This is a genomic window from Oribacterium sp. C9, assembly GCF_002007235.1.
In the GTDB taxonomy this organism is placed as follows: Bacteria; Bacillota; Clostridia; order Lachnospirales; family Lachnospiraceae; genus Oribacterium.
The window spans coordinates 110359-132173 of sequence record NZ_MUHW01000009.1 but is presented as its reverse complement, the minus strand read 5'-3'; the positions used below and the strand labels follow the sequence as shown (position 1 = coordinate 132173).

The window sequence follows — 21815 nt, the reverse complement described above, 5'->3', positions numbered from 1 at the left end:
CTTGTTCTGTCCGTTATTCTTTACTGCGAATAAATTCGCTTGACCTCTTTGGTCGTTTGCTTCCGAGCCCTTTTGGACTCTTCCGCTCTGAAAATCTAATTCTTAGAATCTTCAGGGTCTGTGTATTAATCGATCTTTGATTTTCAAGGTTCATGTGGGATGTTATCCCAAACGCAGAGGGTGGGGTTCGAACCCACGTGCCCTTGCGGACAAACGGTTTTCAAGACCGCCTCGTTATGACCACTTCGATACCTCTGCATGATATTAAATATCTTTGCAAAACTTATTTTATTAAGTTTCCTGCCGTTTTTGGCGACTTGCTTACTATATACTATCCTTTTATCATCGTCAAGAGGTTTTTATAAAAAATTCCTAACATGGCAATAAGTAGTTTTACAGTTAAATACACTTTTACAGTGAATTTACCCGGCAAGTAACCGAATTCTAAAGATATTTTAGTAGAGCTCAACGTTGTTCTTCTTGCACTCTGCTATTGCTACACAAAAAGCATTAAAAAAAGCGACTAATGTATGCATGTTCACATTTCCTTTCATCTGTAATTTGCTTGTACAGTTATGACATTTTTTTCAAAAAAGTCAAGACAGCTGCATGTAAGTGTATCTTCTGTACTTCAATGTCAGTTAACTGTTACTTTTAAAACTATTCAAATATATTTTCACACAGCAATTACAAACTCAGCATTCTTAACCTGATTTATGTATACACAGCCCCTTTTTATTTAAAGATGCTTAGTAATTAAATTTATTGAAATTACTATTTATGCTAATTCACGATTTTGCATCAGGCTTTATTTTATTTTTACCTGAAGATAAAAATAGTGGCACATCTCCCGAAGGAAATGTGCCTTTAAAGTTTCATCAATCTAAAGTTTTTCTTTTGACATTATAATAAGCAATGCCTGATCAGATCAGGTTGTACTCATAATTGAAATAAGATATGGAAGATCACTCTGAAAGATAAGTTTCTGCAATTTTTATATCCTCGGGTGTTGTGATCTTTATGTTCTCATAGGTTCCGGCAACTACCTTGACTCTGGCACCTGTGAAGGCCTCCACTACCATGGCATCATCTGTTACCGGTATCATGAGACGTCCTTCACTCTCCTTCTGGATAAGCTTTGAATATGCACTGAAAATGAGCGAAAAGTCAAAGCTTTGCGGAGTTTCCATGAGCCATACTGAACTTCTCTCAGGGGTTGATTTTACGAAGTGTTCTTCATCGATGATCTTTATTGTGTCTTTTACCGGCATGCCTATAACTGCTGCATGGTACTTTGCGGCATAATGCAGGGCATCGTCGATTATCGCATGGTTTATCATCGGACGGGCACAGTCATGTATCATGATGATCGGATCTGTTCCGGCAGAAGCATTGGCATCAGGAGCAGTTCCGGTTTCAGAAAGCTGTTCTATTTTTCTGATCTCATTTAATCCGTTGTAGACAGAATTGTAGCGTTCCTTTCCTCCCGGGATAATGGCGGAAAGCTTATGTAAGGGATAAGTCTTTGTGGAATCACAGGTGGAGTATATGTCTTTGGAAGCATTTTTTTCGAATTCTGTCAATGTTTCCATATATGGGATATCCTCCTCCGCGGTAGTGATGATGATACCGTCAACTGCAGGGTGGGAATCGAACTGCTCTGCGCTCCATGTATAGAGAGGCTTTCCGAGAATCTCCATAAATTGTTTTTTCTGTTTGCTGTGCATACGTCTTCCGCTGCCGGCAGCCAGAACTATGGCATATACTTTTCTTCCTTCGTACATAAGATACCTCCGGATAATGATATAGGTATATAAGTCTGTCTCTCATTTATGCCGGAAAACCGGAAGACAGGCTTCAAGATGTGTCTACATGACCGGTGGTTTATGTATGGATCTGCCATGTAGCGTTACATATAATTATACTACAAAATCCATTAAAAATTCAGATTCAAAAGATGATTATAATACTTATAACAAAATGATGGTGATTTATCTTTCGCCCAGTTTCAGGTTAGGGCAGGCGTTCAGTTCGAGACCGTCCCTGCGTCCGCGGAGATATTCGTAGTATCCTGCACAGCCTATCATGGCAGCATTGTCGGTACAAAGTACAGGGCTCGGGCGGTAGAATTTGATTCCGTTTTCAGCGCATTCAGATTCAAGTCTTGATCTGATATGGGAATTGGATGCTACTCCGCCTGCGATGGCGAGCTTCTTGATACCGCGCTCCTTACAGAGACCGATGGCTCTTGAAACCAGAGAATCTGTTACCGCCTCCTGGAAAGAAGCGCATAGATCAGGGATATTGATCTCCGCGCCGGTCATTTTCGCTTTATTGATGTAGTTAAGTACGGCGGATTTGATTCCTGAGAAAGAGAAGTCGTATGGATTTCCTGCAACTACACCTCTCGGGAACTCTATGGCATGAGGGTTTCCGTTTCTGGCAGCATTGTCCACCTTAGGACCACCCGGATATCCGAGTCCCACTGCACGTGCCACCTTGTCAAATGCTTCTCCCGCGGCATCGTCACGGGAACGCCCTACGATCTCATATTTTCCGTAATCTTCCACCATTACCAGATGAGTGTGACCGCCTGAAACGATAAGGCATGCGAATGGCGGCTCAAGATCCTTGTTCTCAATATAGTTGGCGCTGATGTGTCCCTCGATATGATGAACTCCTACCAGCGGCTTGTTAAGTGCAAAGCTAAGAGCCTTTGCTTCTGCAACGCCTACAAGAAGTGCGCCTACAAGTCCGGGACCATAGGTGACTGCAATAGCGTCAATATCTGAAAATGTGCAGTCGGCTTCCTTGAGGGCCATCGCTATAACATCATCTATTTTTTCCAAATGCTTACGTGAAGCGATCTCGGGAACTACTCCGCCGTATTCGGTGTGGATGGCGATCTGTGATGAAATGATGTTTGAACGCACTTCACGGCCGTTTCGGATGACCGCGGCGGCTGTTTCATCACAGCTGGATTCTATTCCCAAAATGTTGATATCATTCATTATTACCTCCATGGGTCATGCACGAATCAGGCTTGCCTGAATTCGTATATGACCCACCAATTAAGTTTGAAAGTTTACTTTCAAACTAATCTAACATCCATGAGTCGCTATGTGATCTCTTTTCCGAGACCGGTATGTGACTCACCGATTTTGAACATAGCTGTCGGGACAGACGATCATGTCATTCCTGAACTTCGTCGTCAAAGGTAAGGTCCTTTGTCCATCCGTCCCTGGCAAATTTTACAGGATGAATTTTCCAGATGTCGTCCTTGTAAATATCAGGACGCATCTCACTTGGTGAGTAATGTGTGAACCACATCTCACGAGGCTTTGCTGCAGCACCTATCTCCGCTGCTTCATACATCATCATATGTCGGTTTTTCTTGGCATTGTCAAGTTTGTCTCTTTCGCCATACATTCCTTCGCATATGAAAAGATCCACATCCTTTGCCATTTCCGTAATGGTAGGAGTAGGGCGTGTGTCTGTACAGTAGGTCACACTGAGACCTCTTCTGGCTTCACCCATGACCATATCAGGTGTATATACAACGCCGTCATCGAGAGTGACTGATTCTCCATGCTGAAGACGATTCCAATATCGGATAGGAATATTTTGAGCCTGTGCTCTTGCAGCATCGAATTTGCCCAGTCTTCGAATGCTTACACGATAGCCGTAGCAGGTAACCTTGTGGTTTACCTTAAAGGCATCGATGACAAAAGGACCGAATTCCAACTGCTGAACAGAATCCTCAAGTTCATGATATATGATCTCGAACGGGAGTTCAGGGGCAACGATACGAAGACCGTCTGCTACTCTTTTGAGTCCTTTAGGTCCGATTATATGTATAGGCTCGGTACGCTCTGCGTTTCCGATGGAAAGCAGCATTCCCGGAAGTCCGGAGATATGGTCTGCGTGAAAATGTGTAAAGCAGATGATATCTATGGGCTTTGGTGACCAGCCCTTTTCTTTCATGGCGATCTGGGTACCCTCTCCGCAGTCGATGAGCATATTGCTGCCGCTGCAGCGAAGCATCAGGCTGGTAAGCCATCGGTTAGGGAGGGGCATCATGCCGCCGGTTCCAAGTAAACAAAGATCAAGCATATATTTTTATCCTTTTATAATTAAAGACATAAGTGTCGTAAATCTGTCATTGGTGCCGGTAGAAAAGCTGAATATGTATTTCAGCGCAGGCACATCATAATTTCAGAACCATGATTACTGCATCATCCACAGGATCCCTGTAGTAGCCTTTTCTCACGTAAGAATCCTGAAATCCCATTTTTCTGTAGAGGCATATGGCTGCTTCATTTTTAGATCTGACCTCCAGATAGATATTTTCGGCGCCGTTTTCTCTGGCGACATCTATCATGTGCCGAAGGAGTCTCTCACCCATCCCCTGCTTACGCATAGCTGACGATACGCAAATGTCCTCCACCTCTGCTTCAGGTGCGAGAATCCTGAGCACACTGTAGCCTGCAACACTGGAATCATCATGTATGACAAAGGGATGATCATAGGATGAATTAATGGCGGATTCAAAGTCTCCTGAGCTCCATGCCATCTTTCCGAAGGCATCCCTTTCGAGTATAAGAACCTCAGGAATGTCATATATAGACATCCCTTTTATTTGAAAATCATAGGTCATAAAAGTTTCCTTTACGGATAAAGTATCGTGAACGCCTGATAACGCCTAGTGTCTTTTTGAAAGTGTTGATTAAAGCCTTTCTCTGATCCACGGCAGGCACCAGGGAAAATCAGAGGTTCTCCGGCAGAGACTCGTCCTCGTAGCCCGCATCGGTTCCGATCTTATAGTTCTTTGCTGCAAGTACGTCAACGGTCTCGGTTTTTTTGAGTTTATCCGGATCGTCATGAGTGATGTCGAACTCTCTGAGTCCGGCCTCTTCTCTCTCGCGTTCTGCCTGCGGTTTTCTGATGTAGCTCAGGCGGAAATCCTGCCCGCTTACCGTTTCACCCTTTTCGAGCTTTTCTGCACCGATGATGGCAACGGAGGAAGCTCTCTGCAACAGATTCTGAGGACCTGCAAAGCTATATGGAACAGTGAGATGTTCGGCAAGAAAATCCTTATAAACAGGAACTGCATCACCTAAGAACAAGTGCCTTCCGCCGGAAGCATTGATATGAGATGCAAGCTCGTTCACACCTATGGCTTCTTCTTCGCCTGTCAGCTTTCCATTCAGAAATGCAGCTGTGTAGACCTGATTTCTGCGGGCATCCATTATAGGATGTACGAACAGGGAATCGGGAGAAACATTGGCATGTTCTGAAGTCTTGCCGGATTCAGTATCATCCGCGCCTGATGAACTGATGTGAGCACTTAAAGCAGGTGAGGAAAGGTCTGAGACATTACGTGCCAGAGCCTCCAGAGTGCTGACTTCTATAAGCGGGATACCGTAGCCAAGGGCAAGACCCTTTGCGGTAGAGGCTCCGATACGAAGACCTGTAAAGGAACCCGGGCCCGCACTTACTGCGATGGCATCGAGCTCCTTCACATCTCTTCCGGTACGCGAAAAAATCTCAGCCACCATCGGAAGCAGTGTCTGAGAATGTGTAAGCCCTATATTTGTGGAATATTCAGAAAGGACGACACCGTCACTGAAAAGCGCGCAGGAGGCGGTATGTCCTGAGGAATCAATACCTAAAATAAGCATAATTATATATCCTTAATATTCTATTCTTCTGTAGTCAAAGCCCTTGTCCAGATCCTTTTTGATACGGATCCAGTGGGCCTCCTCCGGGATGATATCCAGAATAAGTTCAGGCCATTCTATGATCGTGACTCCTTTGCCATAGAAATAGTCTTCATATCCGATTTCTTCCATCTCAGAAGGATCGCCTATTCTGTAAACATCAAAATGATACAGAGGGAGGCGGCCCTCATACTCCTTTACTATGGTAAAGGTTGGAGAATTGACATAATCATCTATATTTAATCCGGCGGCAAAGCCCTGGGTGAAGACTGTTTTGCCTACTCCGAGATCACCGTCGAGACAGATGATATCTCCCGGCTTTGCAGCTTCACCAAGCTTTTTTCCGAATGCGAATGTTTCATCCGCGGAATTACTCTCAAAAAACATCAGTTTTCTTCTTTCTCAGTACGAATGTAATGAATGACACGGCGGCCTGTTTTCTCTTCGAAAGCCTTCAGGTTAGCAAGGAAGTCACTTTCGAACATTACGTCTGTAAGGAATGCGAACTCATCGGTCCTGCCGTTCAGAACTATAGGGTCAAGCTCTGAATCATCAAGGAAGTATTCCCTCAGGTCATCCTTTATTTCTTCACAGGTTCCCTCTACACGAAGCAAGTAAGTGAAAGCATTGGAACCCATAGGTTCGATCTCCAGCATCTTTTCTGACCAGCCGATGCCCTGGAACTCATTCTGGTGACGCACGGCTGCGATGATATCGGATACTACTGCACTGGCTGTAGGAAGCTTGCCGGCGCCCATTCCGTAAAGCATGGTGGTTCCGAGGCAGTTTCCTACGATCCTGATTCCATTGAAAACGCCGTCAACACTGAAAAGCGGATCAGATTTTGGGATCACCATAGGTACTACGTAGGCAAAATACTTATCTTCCACCTGCTGTACAGAACCCAAAAGCTTTATGGTCATACCCAACGCCCGGGCATAATCAAAATCAAGTTTTGAAATGCCGCGGATACCCTCAGTGTATATATCCTCATGTCTGCAGCGGCTTCCTGATGCCATACTGAGGAGGATGGCGGTCTTTCTGGAAGTGTCGAAACCGTCAATGTCGGAGGACGGGTCACGCTCTGCATAACCGAGGCGCTGTGCTTCCGCCAGTACCTCATCAAAGTCAGTCCCCTTCTCTCTCATATCTGTGAGGATAAAGTTTGTAGTACCGTTCATGATGCCGGTTATCTCTGTGAGGTTTTCTCCGGCATAATTGTGATATATGGTGCGGATAACAGGTATACCACCGCCAACGGAAGCTTCGAAATAAAAGTTGCAATGATGCTCTTTCGCGATACTGATGAGCTTTGAGCCAAAAGCATCAACCAGAGCCTTGTTTGAAGTGACAACATGCTTGCCCTTTTCGAGGCATGCCTTTACGAACTCATAGGCAGGGTGTATGCCTCCCATGGTCTCTACCACCAGCTTGACTTCTTCATCATTTTCGATGATGGAAAAATCATTGATGAGCTTGTCGGCGTCCTCAGGTATAGAGTCTCTTATATCCAAAACATATTTGAGGGTTACAGGTTCGCCCACTTTTTTCTGGAGCTGATCCTGATTTACCCTGAGAACCTCAGCAACACCTGAACCGATAGTGCCGTATCCCATAATTGCGACTTTCATAGCTTACTTCCTTTCTGACTTTTATCCGGGAATATTTTCCTGAGATAAAATCTTTACATATTGTATGTTTGGCCACTCTTCGATCTCTCGAATCATGGTATTGATGTCGGAAGTATCTTCACGAACTTCGATAGATACTGTTAATGTTACTATGGAGTTTATAGGGATAGACTGATGAATGGTGAGGATGTTGGCCATATACTCGGATATCTTCGAACAGATCTTGGAGAGATATCCCAGCTCGTCACGCATCTGTATAACCAGGGTTACAGTCTTTCCCTTTGTGCTGTCATAAAACGGAAAAATGTCATCTTTATATTTGTAAAAAGAGCTTCGGGAAATGCCGGCTCTTTCGGTTGCTTCTGCAATGGAAATACCTTTTTCCGATTCAAGCAAGCTTTTTACTTCCACAACTTTTTTCAAAACTGTAGGTAATGCCTTTGTTCTGACAACAAAATAATCGGATTCGCTATTCATTTGAAGCCTCCAAGTAAGTAATATAGCGACACTTACTCCTCAACGGATAAATGTGTCGCTTAGAGATTCAATCAGTCATCACCCTGAACTCTTCTGTCAGGACAGCCGAGCTGCATCCACTTGAGGTAAGCAGTGATGAAACGATCGATATCACCGTCGAGAACAGCGTCTGTATTGGAAGACTGCTCACCGGAACGAAGATCCTTTACCATGCGGTATGGCTGAAGAACGTAAGAACGGATCTGGGAACCCCAACCGTTGTCCTTCACCTCACCACGGATACCGGCGATCTTTTCATCCTGCTCTGCCTTCTCCTTGAGGTAGAGTCTGGCCTTCAGCATCTGCATGGCCTTTGCTCTGTTCTGAACCTGTGAACGCTCCTCCTGACAGGCAACTACTATACCTGTCGGGATATGGATGAGACGAACAGCTGATGAAGTCTTGTTGATGTGCTGTCCACCGGCACCGGATGCACGGAAAACTTCCATCTTGATGTCTTCAGGACGAACCTCGATGTCGATATCAGTCTCGATATCAGGCATGACATCACATGAAACGAAGGATGTCTGTCTCTTGCCCTGAGCATTGAACGGAGAAATACGTACAAGTCTGTGGATACCTGCCTCGGAACGGAGATATCCGTATGCGTACTGACCGTCGATCTCGATGGTGGCTGACTTGATTCCGGCTTCATCACCCTCGAGGTAATCGAGAATTTTGTATGTGAAACCGTGGCGCTCTGCCCATCTTGTGAACATACGGTAAAGCATGCCTGCCCAGTCGTTGGACTCTGTTCCACCGGCACCGGCATTGAGACGAAGAATAGCGTTCATGTTGTCGTACTCACCTGAAAGAAGGAGTCTCGTAGACATGGCATCAAGCTTTGCTGTGAAGTCGTCAAGCATTTCCTTTGCTTCGACTACACTGTCCATATCATCCTCTTCCTCTGCCATCTCGATGAGTGCTCCGATATCCTCATAAGCCTGAGTGAGCTCCTCGTAAGCCTTTACGTCATCCTTGAGACGGCGTGCTTCTGTAGAATACTTGTTGGCAGACTCAGGGTCTGTCCAGAAGTTTGGCTCTTCCATCATACGGTCAAGCTCAACGATTCTCTTCTTCTTGTTCTCAAGGTCAAGAGATGCGCCGAGATCCTTAAGTGACTGCTCTTTGCCGTTAAGTTCAAATTTGTATTGTTCTAACTCTAAGATCATGGTTATTCCTTTATAAAATGATTAATGAGATTCTAAAGTATCGTTTATGTCAATGCGCAATGCATCGTTATTTTATGTATAGGATATTGAATTATATCAGAAAATCAATATCTGTACTTGCATTTTTTTGAATATCAGTTTTTTAAGTGATAAAAAATGAAGCTGTATGCATGAAAATACTTACGAAAAATGCCGCGAAATGAAGTTTCGCGGCACAGCCGGATGGCGAATACTTATATCCGCCATCCGACAAAATAGTTACTCTTTATCTGTTGAACCTTCAGAAGCTGAGCCTTCCTGACCGCTTACAGTCTTCAGGTACTCATTGCGTCCATGGCACTGCTTGTACTTCTTGCCGGAACCGCAAGGACATGGATCGTTAGGATATACCTTACGGATCTCACGTTTCTTTGGCGCTGCTACGGTGCTTGTGTCACGGTTTGTACCTGTGACCTGTGCAACCTGCTCACGCTCTACCTTCTGCTCTACCTTTATGTGGTAAAGGATACGGACTGTATCTTCCTTGATAGCAGTAGTCATCTCTTCGAACATAGCGAAGCCCTGGATCTTGTACTCAACGAGAGGATCCTTCTGACCGTAAGCCTGAAGACCGATACCGTCACGCATGAGATCCATATCATCGATATGATTCATCCACTTCTGGTCTATGACACGGAGAAGGATAACTCGCTCGATCTCACGAATCTGCTCAGGATTTGCAAATTCGGCTTCCTTCTGCTCATAGAGCTTGATAGCCTCTTCCTTCAGGAGCTGCTTGAACTCGTTCTTGGTCATGGAGTTGTACTGCTCTTCTGTAAGCTTGAGCTTTGGAAGAGGAATGATGGTCATGAGTGTATCGTTGAGACCACTGAGATCCCAATCCTTTGCAGTAGAATCCTCTGCAACATTGGCATCAACATAGTTCTCGATGATATCCTGAATGAAATTGATGATAAGAGGACGAAGGTTGTCTCCGTTGAGAACCTTTGCACGCTCTTCATAAATTACATCTCTCTGCTCGTTGTTTACCTCATCATACTTGAGGAGGTTCTCACGAATTCCGTAGTTGTTGAGCTCGATCTTCTGCTGAGCCTTTTCGATGGCGCTTGAAAGCATCTTGTGGTGGATCTGCTCACCCTCAGGTACGCCCAGTGCCTCGAACATGCTCATGAGACGGTCTGAACCGAAAAGTCTCATAAGGTCATCTTCAAGTGAAATGAAGAACTGAGACTGTCCAGGGTCGCCCTGTCTTCCGGCACGTCCGCGGAGCTGGTTATCGATACGTCTTGACTCGTGACGCTCTGTACCGATGATATGAAGTCCTCCTGCTGCAAGAGCCTCAGGATCAAGCTTGATATCTGTACCACGACCTGCCATGTTGGTGGCGATGGTAACTGCACCATGCTGACCTGCATCGGCTACGATAGCTGCTTCCATCTCATGGAACTTTGCATTCAGGACATTGTGCTTGATACCGCGGCGCTTAAGCATACCGCTGAGAAGCTCTGAGGTATCGATGTTGATGGTACCGATGAGGACAGGAGCGCCTGTCTCATGTACACGTACAGCCTCGTCTACAACAGCCTGGAACTTTTCCTTCTTTGACTTGTATACAGCATCATCGAGGTCGATACGCTGAACAGGACGGTTGGTAGGGATACAGATAACATCCATGTAATAGATGTTACGGAACTCCTTCTCCTCTGTTTGAGCAGTACCTGTCATACCTGCCTTTTTGTCGAACTTGTTGAAGAAGTTCTGGAAAGTGATAGTAGCAAGTGTCTTTGACTCACGCTTAACCTTTACATGCTCCTTTGCCTCGATAGCCTGGTGGAGACCGTCGCTGTAACGACGACCCGGCATGATACGTCCTGTGAACTCATCTACGATGAGGATCTCATCATCCTTTACAACGTAGTCCTTGTCACGGTGCATAAGGTTGTTTGCACGAAGTGCGAGGATAACGCAATGCTGGATCTCGAGATTCTCAGGATCTGCAAGGTTCTTTATATGGAAGAACTGCTCAACCTTCTGTACACCTTCCTGTGTAAGGTTGACTGTCTTTTCCTTTTCATTAACGATGAAGTCACCTGTTTCCTCGATCTCTTCACCGAGAAGGGCATCGAGCTTGTTGAATTCGGCTGACTCCTCACCTCTCTGAAGCTGCTTTGCAAGTACGTCACATACTTCATAGAGCTTTGTTGACTTTCCTGACTGACCGGAAATGATAAGAGGTGTACGTGCCTCATCGATAAGAACTGAGTCAACCTCATCGATGATACAGTAGTGAAGACCTCTCAATACCTGCTGGTTCTTGTATACTGCCATGTTGTCACGAAGGTAATCGAAACCGAGCTCGTTGTTCGTAACGTATGTGATATCGCAGTTGTATGCTCTCTGACGCTCTTCTGTTGTCATAGAGTTAAGAACAACACCGACCTTGAGGCCGAGGAACTCATGGATACGACCCATCCACTCAGAGTCACGCTTTGCAAGATAATCGTTTACTGTAACGATATGAACACCCTTGCCTTCAAGAGCGTTAAGATATGCAGGTGCGGTAGAAACAAGAGTTTTACCTTCACCGGTTCTCATCTCGGCTATACGGCCCTGATGAAGTACTACTCCACCGATGAGCTGTACAGGGAAATGCTTCATGCCGTTAACACGCTTACCTGCCTCACGAACTGTTGCGAATGCCTCCGGAAGAATGTCATCAAGAGTTTCTCCGTTTGCAAGACGCTCTTTGAATTTAGCTGTCTGTGCCTTTAATTCCTCATCAGACATAGCTGTCATCTCTTCATCGTATGACAGGATCTTTTTGATAATCGGATCAATTCTCTTCAGCTCACGTTCAGAGTGGGTACCGAAAACCTTCTCTAATAAACTCATTTATATACTCCTTAATAACCGCGTGCAGATGTTTCTTTGCACGCTTTTAGTCCTATTTTCGGCTATAACTATGAAATATTATCACGTAACATTGTTTTATTCAAGACGGGTTAAAAACTTTAAGGTTAATTCATCATTTCTTCAATAAATAAACAGGCAGCCCATGAGGACTGCCTGTAAGGTGTTATATCTATAGTATTTTCGGTCTTCTGTGAGCTGTATCAGTACTCAGGCTCGATGAGACCATAACTGTTGCCCTTTCTCTTGTAAACAACTGCAACGTTTCCTGTGTCACCGTTCTGGAAAACAAAGAATGTGTGCCCTACAAGCTCCATCTGGAGACAAGCTTCCTCGGGTGTCATAGGCTTCAGGTCAAAGTGCTTTGTTCTTACGATGTCGATCTCTTCCTCCTCGATATCGTCGTCAGGTTCATCACCAAAGGAATCTGAGAATGAAGCTGCTGCCTGCTTGCGGTTAAGTAATTTTGTACGATACTTACGAATCTGACGCTCGATAACGTCAACAACAAGATCCAATGACTGGAATTTGTCTGATGTTGTCTCTTCCGCACGGATCACGCCATCCCTTACAGGAATTGTGACCTCGACTTTGTACATGTTTTTCTCGGTTGAGAGAGTGACATTGCAAATGGTATCCTCTTTGAAGAATTTTGACAGTTTTCCGAGCTTTCTGTCGATCTGGTCCTTCATGCCATCAGATACGTTAATGTTTCTACCCGTGATATTAAACTTCATGGAATCACGCTCCCTTTTATAGATTTCTCAACATCACTATTGAGATAATCTGATTATACCACCAGGGGGAAGATAATTCCAATTTTAAAACATTATAAAAATGAAATTTTGATGAACAAAAGCAGTCATATCTCCGCTGCAGCCATACATAATATGAGTTGAGTGTCAAAACCTCTCAGTCCCTGATAAACATGGGAATGAGAGGTCTGTTTTTAATTATTGAGGAATCTTCCGTAAGCGTATGGCGTTCTGTAGTCATATCTTCCGGTACATATTCCGGTCTTTGAACTGGCGGCATGGATGATGACTCCGTTTCCGGCATAGATGGCTACGTGGTTAACGTAATCTCCAGATGCGTAGAATACGAGGTCTCCAGGCTGGAGCTCTTCGAAGCTTATGGACTGGGCGTTCTCGATCTGGTCTCTGGAGGATCTTCCGGTTTTAATTCCGAAATACTTGAAGATCTGCTGTACGAAGCCTGAACAGTCAGCACCCTCTGTGAGGGAAGTTCCGCCGTATACGTATGGATTACCCAGGAACTGCTTTGCATAATTTATAAGTGACTGTCTCGCAGCTGTGGTGGCTACAACAGGTATGGTTGGGTTGCCTGAAACAACTGATGAAACAACGGACTTAACGCTGGATACTATGGAGGTGGTTTCCGCGGAAGGGGCTGTGTTCACCTCGATGGCAGAATCTGAGTTTCCGGTATCGGAAGAGTTTATGATGTTAGTCACCATAGTGCTCACATCCTGGGCGATGGTGCTGAGACCTGAGTTGAATGCGCTGAAGTCTTCAACATTGTCAACTGCTTCTATAAGGTTGTCACTGCCTCCGGAAACCGCATAGGTATCGGAAAGGGTTTCCTTTGCAGAGGAAGCTTTTGCTTCTGTATAGTTTTCCGTTACAATGTTCGAATTTGTTCCACTGTTTGTTATAGAGTATTCCGGGATCATGGATCCGTCGGTGAGCGCCGCTATATCCTCATCGGAGGATATGCCGAGCTCTGCGTCGTCTACAGGTCCATCTCCTATGGACAAAAGTGTCTCATTTTGTGAACCGCCGGAGGATGAAATATCGAACTCTGCTATCACGGACTCATCGGCTAAAGCTGTAAATCCGGGCACGATGGTGCCGGCTGTCAATGATAATGCTGTATATAAAGCTATATATTTATATGATGATCGTTTCAAATTGTCTCCTTTATGACATAAATAAAGTCACATTAAAAACAAAAGCGGCAAATGTAAAACCACTAAATGTTTTAATTACATTAATGGTAGCACATCTGCCACTGACGAATCTTTTTAAATTATTTAAGCTTTTTTTACAAGCTTAAGAGTAAAATACATCAATTCCGTCTGCTATGCCTTTTGCGAGAACTGAAACGGTTGAATCACTGTAATCCGATACTTTATCTCCGAGCTCAAGATCGATTGACGGGATCTTGGAGTAGCTTGTCTGAGTGAGATCCATCTGCATGGAACCGCCGCTGAAGATCTTTACACCGTTTGAGGAAAGTCCGCTGATTACGGAAGTTCCCAGGCGGTCACTCTCCTGCCAGATAGTGGATACCGGGTACATATTCTTTATACCGTCAGCCACGCTCATGAAAAAGGCGCCCTTGTTGCTGGTCGTTGAGTCATAGTGAATAGCTATATGGCAGTTGGACATCTCGTTAGCCATAACAGTACGGGCAATGTTATCCAGCTGTACATCATCGCTCTCACGGATCATGAGGACATTGTAGCCGCGCTCGAGAAGAACTGATTTAAGTGCCTTTGCAACTTTAAGATTAACATATGCCTCTGAGGTGCCATCCTGCATGGTGGTTCCTGAAGATACGGCTGTGGCTGTGGTGTTTCCTGCTGCCGTGCTTCCTCCGGTTACCTTTGGGGTTCCGTCAGGATGGCAGAGAGTTTTCACGCTTGAGCCGCCCTTTGTGCCGTGACCTGCATTGACACATACGGTCTTGCCCTTTTTATTGCTGCCTGTTGCATAGTAAAGAGTTGCTGTGCCTGAATTGATCTTCGAATTGCCTCCGAACTCCCAGCCTGTGTTAAATGCCACACTCTCCGAGGTCTTCTTCTCAACCACAGTGGTGGTTGTGTAATCTGAGCTTATGTAGGCTGTCACTCCGTTATACTCGATGCGGCTCCACTTATCACTGTAACCTGTTCTATGGAAGCTGTCGCCGGTATTTGCCTTTCCGAGTACTTCTCCGTCTACAGCTGCTTTTCTGATGTTTACATCATCCTTCGTGATATAAACAGTTTCGTCTCTGGTCTCAAAGTTTATAGCTGCTGCGGATTCTGCTGCTGCATTTGCAGAGGATGTTCCGGCAGAGCCGGACTGTACAGTGGCTGTCTGTGAAGCGATGTAAGCAGAAGTTTCGGCAGAGACATGTTCCTGAGCATTATCTGCAGGAACTGTAGGTCCGATGCTTGTAAGTGTCTGAGCTTCAGCTGCTGCGGTGTTGGCTGTTGATTCTGTCAGAGTCCCCTCTTCCACTGAGACCTTGGCCTCATTGAACTCTGACTCATAACTCTTTTTGCATGAGCTTAAAGAAACTGAAAGAGCCATGCAGGCTGCTGCAGATAATAATATTCTTTTTTTGATATTTCGTCTCATAACTGATTCTATCTCCTGTTAATGTGATGTTTAGATCCATCCGCCATCGAACTTTATGATCTGCCCTGTGAGGTAGCGGGGAGCTTTTGTAAGAAGGTAAATGAAGTCGGCTACCTCTTCAGGGGCTGCCATCCTTCCGTAGGGTATCTCTTCTTCAAGCTTTTCTCTGTCCTCAGGCTCCAGCCACTTGTTCATGTCTGTGTCCACGCATCCGATCGCCACGGCATTTACCGGGATATGATTAGGTGCGAGCTCCTTCCCGAGAGCCTCGGTAAAAGCATTGACAGCGCCTTTTGTAAGGCTGTAGACAGATTCCATGGAGGCTCCCACAACTCCCCATACTGAGGAAATGTTCACGATGCGTCCGTTCTGTGTTTTCAGGATATAAGGAATTACGGCTCTGGTGAGCTTGAACATGTCAGAAACATTGGCCTCCAGCATGGTGTCGAATTCATCATCGCTAACGTCCTGTGCAAGGTTAAATGTGGATATGCCCGCGTTGTTCACGAGGATGATCTCGTTGGAATCCGGGGAGTTATCGGTGACTGAGTCCCGGCAGATCTCAGATTCTTCTGAAAGAACCGGCTGCATGGCGTCAAGATCTATTTTGAGAGCATCCTTTAGGACCGTGCCTGTTATAGGTCCGTGTACCGGATAGACATCTGTGTATTTCGAAAGATATGCCGCTACTTCATCGAGTAGTTCGAAATTTGAACGGCAGTTTATGATGAGGCGGTAGCCCTTTTTTGCAAATGTTTCTGCCGTGGCACGTCCCACTCCACGGGAGGCACCGGTAATGATCGCAGTTTTCATTTTATTCTCCGGATATGATCGATTTACTTTTCTCAATTACAGTAACAAATAATCGTAGAAAGAGATGACTCATATGAGCCATCTCTTTCTATCTTAGCAGTATGATATACACTCGGGCAACAAATGTAAAATCAGATTATGATAATGTTTTGTGATTTGTAAGTTTTTCTATAAATGTCTGTGCCATAACGCTCAGCTCCTGACCTTTTCTTACGATGTATCCGAAAGTCAGGGTCTCGTCTTCTTCAAGTTTTATGACCTTTATATCGGAAGATGTGCTTCCGGAGCCTAGCATGGCGGCACCTACGGCGTATCCGTTAAGTCCCAGCATGAGCTCGATGGAGGTGGCTCTTTCGTTGGTGCTTATGACCTTCTTGTAGTCATAGGTCGCAAGAGCTTCTTCCCTGTAGTAGAAGGAGGTCTGGTCTCCCTGATCGAAGACCATGCAGGGATAGTCCTGAAGATCCTTTAGGGAAAGGGTCTCTCTGTCTGAGAGTGGATGATCCTTGCTGAGATATACATAGGCGTCTCTTGTGAAGAGCTCATGGAACTCAAGGGATGCGTCTGTGAAGATCTTTTTGAAAGTTTTTTTGTTGAATTCGCTGAGGGCGATGACGCCGACCTCGCTTCGCAGGGTCTTTACATCTTCGATCACTTCACCGGTCTGGGTCTCACGAATTGAGAACTGATACTCCGGGTGATCGTACTCCTTTATGGTGTCGATGAAGGCATTGACAGCTATGGTGTAATGCTGCATGGAAACAGAGAAGGTTGGTTTTTCTTTTTTTGTATTCAGATACTTCTCTTCCACCTTTTCGAACTGCTCTACTGCATTTCTAGCGTAGGCAATAAAAGAAGCCCCCGCCGATGTGGTAACAACACCGTTGTGGACTCTTTCAAATATCTGTATTCCAAGCTCATTCTCAAGCTCTCTTACAGCACTTGAAAGGCCAGGCTGAGATACATATAGCCTGTCGGCGGCCTTTCGCATGGAGCTTTCTTCATCTATGGCGATAACATACTTTAACTGTAATATGGTCATGACAAAAACCTTTCAGAATTTATTTTGTACATGATACCATATCGCTTCCGGACATTAAAGTTTTAAAGAGACGGAATGATTTAAAAAAAGAAAAAAACAAGCGCCTCGGCAGGCGCTTGAAAACATTATTTTGGGTTTACTGAATCAAAGGATTCAAAAGCGGATTTGATATCTTCGATGAGATCTTCTGCACCTTCAAGCCCCACGGAAAGCCGCAGAAGCCTACGGTTTATTCCGTTCTTTTCGAGAAGATCTGAAGGAACATCCGCGTGGGTCTGGGTTATGGGGTAAGTGATGAGGGTCTCTGTACCGCCCAGGCTTTCCGCAAAGTAGATTAGCTTCAGATTTTTCAGAATATGCTTTACAAGCTCCTCCGATTCGACTTCAAATGTAAGCATTGCCCCGAACCCTCTGGACTGCTTCTTCATGATCTCATATCCCGGGTGTTCCGATAATCCTGGGTAAATGACCTTTGTGACGTGAGGGTCAGTTTTAAGGAATTCTGCCAGTTTTAATGCATTTTCCTGAGCTCTTTCCATTCTTACCGAAAGAGTCCTGATTCCGCGAAGGAGAAGGAAGCTGTCGAAGGGGGAAAGACCTGCCCCGGTGGTCTTATATATGAAGCGAAGACGTTCATCGAGAGCTTTATCCTTTACAACGGCAAAGCCTCCGATGGTGTCATGATGACCACCCAGAAACTTGGTACCGGAATGAAGCACGATGTCAGCACCAAGGGTAAGGGGATTCTGGAAATAAGGTGAAAGGAAGGTATTGTCAACGATGAGAAGAGCTCCTCTTCTATGTACTTCTTCCGCAAGAGCCGAAATATCCGTAACATTCATCATGGGATTCGTAGGAGTCTCGAGGTAAACTGCCCTGGTGTTCTCACGGAAAAGGGAACGGTAATCATCCCTGTTCAGGTCGCAGGTGGTGAAGCTAAGACCGTTCTTTTTATTGATCTCATTGAACAGACGTACGCTTCCACCGTAGAGGTCTGCATCAACTATCAGGTGATCCCCGGGGGAAAAAAGCTCCATTACAGCAGTGATGGCTGCCATTCCGCTGGAAAATGCCAGAGCATCGATGCCGTGCTCGAGGGAGGCCACCGCATATTCAAGCTGTTGTCTCGTAGGGTTCTGCATTCTTGTGTAGTCAAAGCCGGTGCTTTCACCGAGGCCCCTGTGAGCAAATGTTGCAGTTTGATAAATGGGGAAGCTCAGGGCTCCCCACTGATCTCTGATACTTTCATCGTTGAGTTGACAGACTGTCTCAATACTGTAATCCTTCATATAAGCGTTCTAATGCCTCCCTTATTATGCTTCGTGGACAGGCTATATTTATTCTTTCAAATAAAGCCGTCTCCCGTCCGAAAATGGCTCCAGGATCAAGCCAAAGCTTAGCTTTGTTAACTATGATGTCTTCAAGCTGCTTATGGTCATCTGTGACTTCGGAGAAATCAAGCCAGATAAGATAGGTTCCCTCCGGTTCAATGAGCTTTACCTTAGGCAGCTTCTCCTTTAAGAAATCTCTCACAAACTGAAGATTTTCTTCGAGGTAAACAAGAAGCTCCTCGAGCCACTCTTCTCCGTTCTGATATGCCGACAGGGTTGCGGTCATTCCAAGAGTGTTTGGCTGGCTGTAACCGTTTCTTGCGTTTTCCAGATTAAAGGCTCTGTGCATTCTGTCATCAGGGATGAAGATATTGGCGGTCTGGAGGCCTGCCAGGTTAAAGGTCTTGCTGGCGCTGGTTCCCACTATGAGCTTCTTTGTGAGCTTTTCATCCAGAGTAATGAAAGGAATGTGCTCATGCCCGGGGTAAACGAAATCAGAGTGAATTTCATCTGAGAAAACGTACACATCATGTGCGGCACAGATTTCTCCAAGTTTGGTAAGCTCCGCTTTCGACCATACTCTTCCCACGGGATTGTGGGGACTGCAGAGGATAAAGAGTTTTACTTCATTTTCAATGATTTTTTTCTCAAAATCCTCAAAGTCTATCTCGTAATGGCCATCCTTATAGATCAGCTGATTGTTCACTGCCTTCCGGTCATTAAGTTCTATGATATCCTTGAAGGGATAGTAAACCGGCTGTTGAATTATTACAGAGTCTCCCGGCTTAGTGAAGGCTCTTATGGAGAGCCCTATGGCATATACAACTCCCGGAGTAACAGTTATGGCTTTTCCTTTTACGGAAAAGCCATGTCTTCTTTCAAACCAGTTGCTTACTGCGTTTAAATATTCATCTCCGGGATCTGTGTATCCAAAGATACCATGTTCCACTCTCTTTGAGATATTTTTTAAAACCTCATCGGGAAGTCTGAAATCCATGTCTGCGACCCAAAGGGGAAGAAGATCATCTCTGCCCATTCGCTGCATACCGAAGTCCCACTTGATGCTGTCTGTATTTTTTCTGTTGTGAATGCTGTCGAAATCGTAGTTACCCATAATCTCCCCCTTATGCCGGTGCAAGATCTTCACCGGAGCGGTATGTGCTTCAGTCAGCAAAAAGCGGTGTTGAAAGGTATCTGTCGCCTGAATCAGGAAGAAGAACCACTATGGTCTTACCCTTGTTCTCTTCACGGTTTGCAACGATAGTTGCGGCCTTCAGAGCTGCGCCTGATGAAATGCCCACAAGGATACCCTCTGAAATTGCGAAGCGCTTGCCCTCTGCGAAAGCATCCTCGTTCTCGATGGCGATTACTTCATCATATACCTTTGTGTTGAGAGTATCCGGAACGAAACCGGCACCGATTCCCTGAATCTTGTGTGGACCGGCTGTACCCTTGGAAAGAACAGGGCTTGTTGCAGGCTCAACAGCGATTATCTTTACATCAGGATTCTGCTCCTTTAAGTACTCGCCTACACCTGTGATGGTTCCGCCTGTACCTACACCTGCGACGAAGATATCTACTTTACCGTCAGTCTGTTTCCAGATCTCAGGACCTGTTGTTGCCTTATGTACTGCAGGGTTTGCAGGATTTACGAACTGTCCGAGTATGATGGCACCATCGATCTCCTTCTCAAGCTCCGAAGCCTTCTCTATGGCACCCTTCATGCCCTTTGCACCCTCTGTGAGAACGATCTCTGCGCCGTAAGCCTTGAGAAGATTTCTTCTCTCAACGCTCATGGTGTCCGGAAGTGTAAGGATGGCTCTGTAGCCCTTTGCAGCAGCAACAGCCGCAAGACCGATTCCTGTATTTCCGCTTGTGGGCTCGATGATGGTAGCGCCCGGCTTAAGCTTGCCGCTCTTTTCAGCATCCTCGATCATGCTGAGGGCTACTCTGTCCTTTACTGATCCTGCAGGATTGAGATACTCAAGCTTTGCAAGGATGGTTGCGTTTTCTGCTCCCGCCTTTTTGCTGTAGCCGTTAAGCTTTAAAAGAGGTGTTCCACCTATAAGTTCCAGTGCGCTTTCTCTGATGTCTGACATAATGATACCGACCTTTCCTGTTTATTTGTCCATTTTGATTTCGCTTTGCGATGGACTGTATGCCAATGTCTAAGTTTTTAGATCCGGCAGATCTTTTTGTTTTGATGGATAAATCTTAGCACGGTATGGTGGAATCGGATATTACCTGAAGTTTATAGGTGGGTATAGTGTTTACTTATTGCCGTGCAGTCCGGGATCTCATATTTCAGTCATTGTAAACTCTGTATTTGTGCTCAGGATCCTTACTGAGTCTGGCTCTTTCATGCGGCTCCTTCCAGATGGAAAGGTCGGGCCCCAGAGGTAGTATGTTTTTTGGATTTGTCTTCAGGCAGCAGAGATGATAATGCTTCTTTATGGCATCGAAATCGGTGTTGCCACCAAAGGCATGCTCTTCATAAAGGTCTCTCGCATAGCCCCAGAGGTTTGGATAGTCCTTCAGCATCTTTTTATTTACTCTGAAGCCGTTGAAGTAGGCAACATCGAACCTTGCAAGGGTCACATAAAGGCGGATATCAGATTCTGTGATGTAGTCTCCGAATAAAAATCTTCTGTCGGAAAGGCGCTCCTCAAGGGTGTCAAAGGCATCAAAAACAAGCTTATATGCTGCGGAGTACGCTTCCTGACTCTGGGCGAAGCCTGCCTTATAGACACCGTTGTTGATGTCGTGGAATATGTAGGCATTAAGACTGTCTATCTCATCCCTGAGTTCCACAGGGTAAAGATCTGGAGCATCTTTTTTATGGAATTTTCTGAAGGCTGTTTCGTAGTACAGGGTCAGATTGAAATAATCGTTATTTACAACGGCACCGGTCTCGAGATCAACCACTGCGGGAACAGTGAATCTTCCGCTATAGTCGGGATCGGCCTTTTTGTAGGCTTCACTGAGAAGTTTGATCCCAAGGACTGGATCCCGGTCATTCTCATCCAGAGTGAAGGACCAGTCAGACCAGGGAACATCAGGTCTTATGGGATCAAGAGTCCCTACGGATATCACATCCTCAAGGCCTAAAAGCTCACGTACTATGATGGATCTGTTGGCCCATGGGCATACCGGAGCCCAAAGGAGTCTGTATCTTCCCTTTTCTACAGGGAGCTCCCCCTCTCCGTCACCAAAGGGAGTCACGAATCTGTTAGGCTGACGTTCGAATTTTCCGGAAGCCTTTACCTCATTACTTGTTACATGATCAACTACCGCCATTTTTTATTCCTCCGA

The 21815-nt window shown here is 45.4% G+C and carries 19 protein-coding genes and 1 tRNA gene; all 20 read right to left on the bottom strand.

Annotated elements, in window-relative coordinates; genetic code table 11:
• Window positions 1–172: 172 nt before the first annotated feature.
• The 20 genes from BXO88_RS07495 to BXO88_RS07400 all read right to left on the bottom strand — a co-directional run bounded on the left by BXO88_RS07495 (window position 173) and on the right by BXO88_RS07400 (window position 21800).
• A tRNA-Ser gene (locus tag BXO88_RS07495) sits at window positions 173–258 on the bottom strand.
• A gap of 707 nt (window positions 259–965) precedes the next feature.
• Window positions 966–1784, bottom strand: coding sequence for a 2-C-methyl-D-erythritol 4-phosphate cytidylyltransferase (gene ispD, locus BXO88_RS07490; RefSeq protein ID WP_078037122.1), 819 nt, complete (start codon window positions 1782–1784; stop codon window positions 966–968).
• A 207-nt stretch (window positions 1785–1991) separates the two neighbouring features.
• Complete coding sequence (tsaD, locus tag BXO88_RS07485) at window positions 1992–3011, bottom strand: tRNA (adenosine(37)-N6)-threonylcarbamoyltransferase complex transferase subunit TsaD (RefSeq protein WP_242945175.1); 1020 nt, start codon at window positions 3009–3011, stop codon at window positions 1992–1994.
• 181 nt (window positions 3012–3192) lie between these two features.
• A complete protein-coding gene (locus BXO88_RS07480) occupies window positions 3193–4113 on the bottom strand; it encodes a ribonuclease Z (RefSeq protein ID WP_078037120.1) in 921 nt (306 codons plus the stop codon).
• A gap of 94 nt (window positions 4114–4207) precedes the next feature.
• Window positions 4208–4657 (bottom strand): ribosomal protein S18-alanine N-acetyltransferase, encoded by a 450-nt coding sequence (gene rimI, locus BXO88_RS07475; protein WP_078037119.1) that lies wholly within the window; start codon window positions 4655–4657, stop codon window positions 4208–4210.
• 109 nt (window positions 4658–4766) lie between these two features.
• Complete coding sequence (tsaB, locus tag BXO88_RS07470) at window positions 4767–5681, bottom strand: tRNA (adenosine(37)-N6)-threonylcarbamoyltransferase complex dimerization subunit type 1 TsaB (protein WP_078037118.1); 915 nt, start codon at window positions 5679–5681, stop codon at window positions 4767–4769.
• A 12-nt stretch (window positions 5682–5693) separates the two neighbouring features.
• Entirely contained in the window at window positions 5694–6107 is a 414-nt protein-coding gene (gene tsaE / locus BXO88_RS07465; protein ID WP_078037117.1) for a tRNA (adenosine(37)-N6)-threonylcarbamoyltransferase complex ATPase subunit type 1 TsaE, read from the bottom strand.
• On the bottom strand, window positions 6107–7351 hold the full coding sequence (locus tag BXO88_RS07460; RefSeq protein WP_078037116.1) for a homoserine dehydrogenase: 1245 nt from the start codon (window positions 7349–7351) through the stop codon (window positions 6107–6109). Before BXO88_RS07460 ends, tsaE begins: the two co-directional genes overlap by 1 nt.
• A gap of 21 nt (window positions 7352–7372) precedes the next feature.
• Window positions 7373–7828, bottom strand: coding sequence for an ACT domain-containing protein (locus BXO88_RS07455; protein ID WP_078037115.1), 456 nt, complete (start codon window positions 7826–7828; stop codon window positions 7373–7375).
• A gap of 71 nt (window positions 7829–7899) precedes the next feature.
• Window positions 7900–9039 carry a peptide chain release factor 2 gene (gene prfB / locus BXO88_RS07450; protein WP_330395103.1) on the bottom strand — a complete coding sequence of 380 codons (1140 nt, stop codon included), beginning with the start codon at window positions 9037–9039 and terminating at the stop codon, window positions 7900–7902.
• 258 nt (window positions 9040–9297) lie between these two features.
• Window positions 9298–11931 (bottom strand): preprotein translocase subunit SecA, encoded by a 2634-nt coding sequence (secA, locus tag BXO88_RS07445; protein WP_078037114.1) that lies wholly within the window; start codon window positions 11929–11931, stop codon window positions 9298–9300.
• 221 nt (window positions 11932–12152) lie between these two features.
• On the bottom strand, window positions 12153–12686 hold the full coding sequence (hpf, locus tag BXO88_RS07440; RefSeq protein ID WP_078037113.1) for a ribosome hibernation-promoting factor, HPF/YfiA family: 534 nt from the start codon (window positions 12684–12686) through the stop codon (window positions 12153–12155).
• A 212-nt stretch (window positions 12687–12898) separates the two neighbouring features.
• Entirely contained in the window at window positions 12899–13879 is a 981-nt protein-coding gene (locus BXO88_RS17240; RefSeq protein WP_330395102.1) for a C40 family peptidase, read from the bottom strand.
• 142 nt (window positions 13880–14021) lie between these two features.
• Window positions 14022–15317 carry an N-acetylmuramoyl-L-alanine amidase gene (locus BXO88_RS07430; RefSeq protein WP_078037112.1) on the bottom strand — a complete coding sequence of 432 codons (1296 nt, stop codon included), beginning with the start codon at window positions 15315–15317 and terminating at the stop codon, window positions 14022–14024.
• A 30-nt stretch (window positions 15318–15347) separates the two neighbouring features.
• On the bottom strand, window positions 15348–16130 hold the full coding sequence (locus BXO88_RS07425; protein ID WP_078037111.1) for an SDR family NAD(P)-dependent oxidoreductase: 783 nt from the start codon (window positions 16128–16130) through the stop codon (window positions 15348–15350).
• Between the two features lie 136 nt (window positions 16131–16266).
• Entirely contained in the window at window positions 16267–17172 is a 906-nt protein-coding gene (locus BXO88_RS07420) for a LysR family transcriptional regulator (protein ID WP_078037110.1), read from the bottom strand.
• A gap of 125 nt (window positions 17173–17297) precedes the next feature.
• Window positions 17298–18461: a trans-sulfuration enzyme family protein gene (locus BXO88_RS07415; RefSeq protein WP_078037109.1), complete on the bottom strand. Its 1164-nt coding sequence runs from the start codon at window positions 18459–18461 to the stop codon at window positions 17298–17300.
• A complete protein-coding gene (locus BXO88_RS07410; protein WP_078037108.1) occupies window positions 18442–19617 on the bottom strand; it encodes a MalY/PatB family protein in 1176 nt (391 codons plus the stop codon). Before BXO88_RS07410 ends, BXO88_RS07415 begins: the two co-directional genes overlap by 20 nt.
• A 49-nt stretch (window positions 19618–19666) precedes the next feature.
• Entirely contained in the window at window positions 19667–20602 is a 936-nt protein-coding gene (cysK, locus tag BXO88_RS07405) for a cysteine synthase A (RefSeq protein WP_078037107.1), read from the bottom strand.
• A 205-nt stretch (window positions 20603–20807) separates the two neighbouring features.
• Window positions 20808–21800 carry a glutathione S-transferase family protein gene (locus BXO88_RS07400; protein WP_078037106.1) on the bottom strand — a complete coding sequence of 331 codons (993 nt, stop codon included), beginning with the start codon at window positions 21798–21800 and terminating at the stop codon, window positions 20808–20810.
• Window positions 21801–21815: the final 15 nt, after the last annotated feature.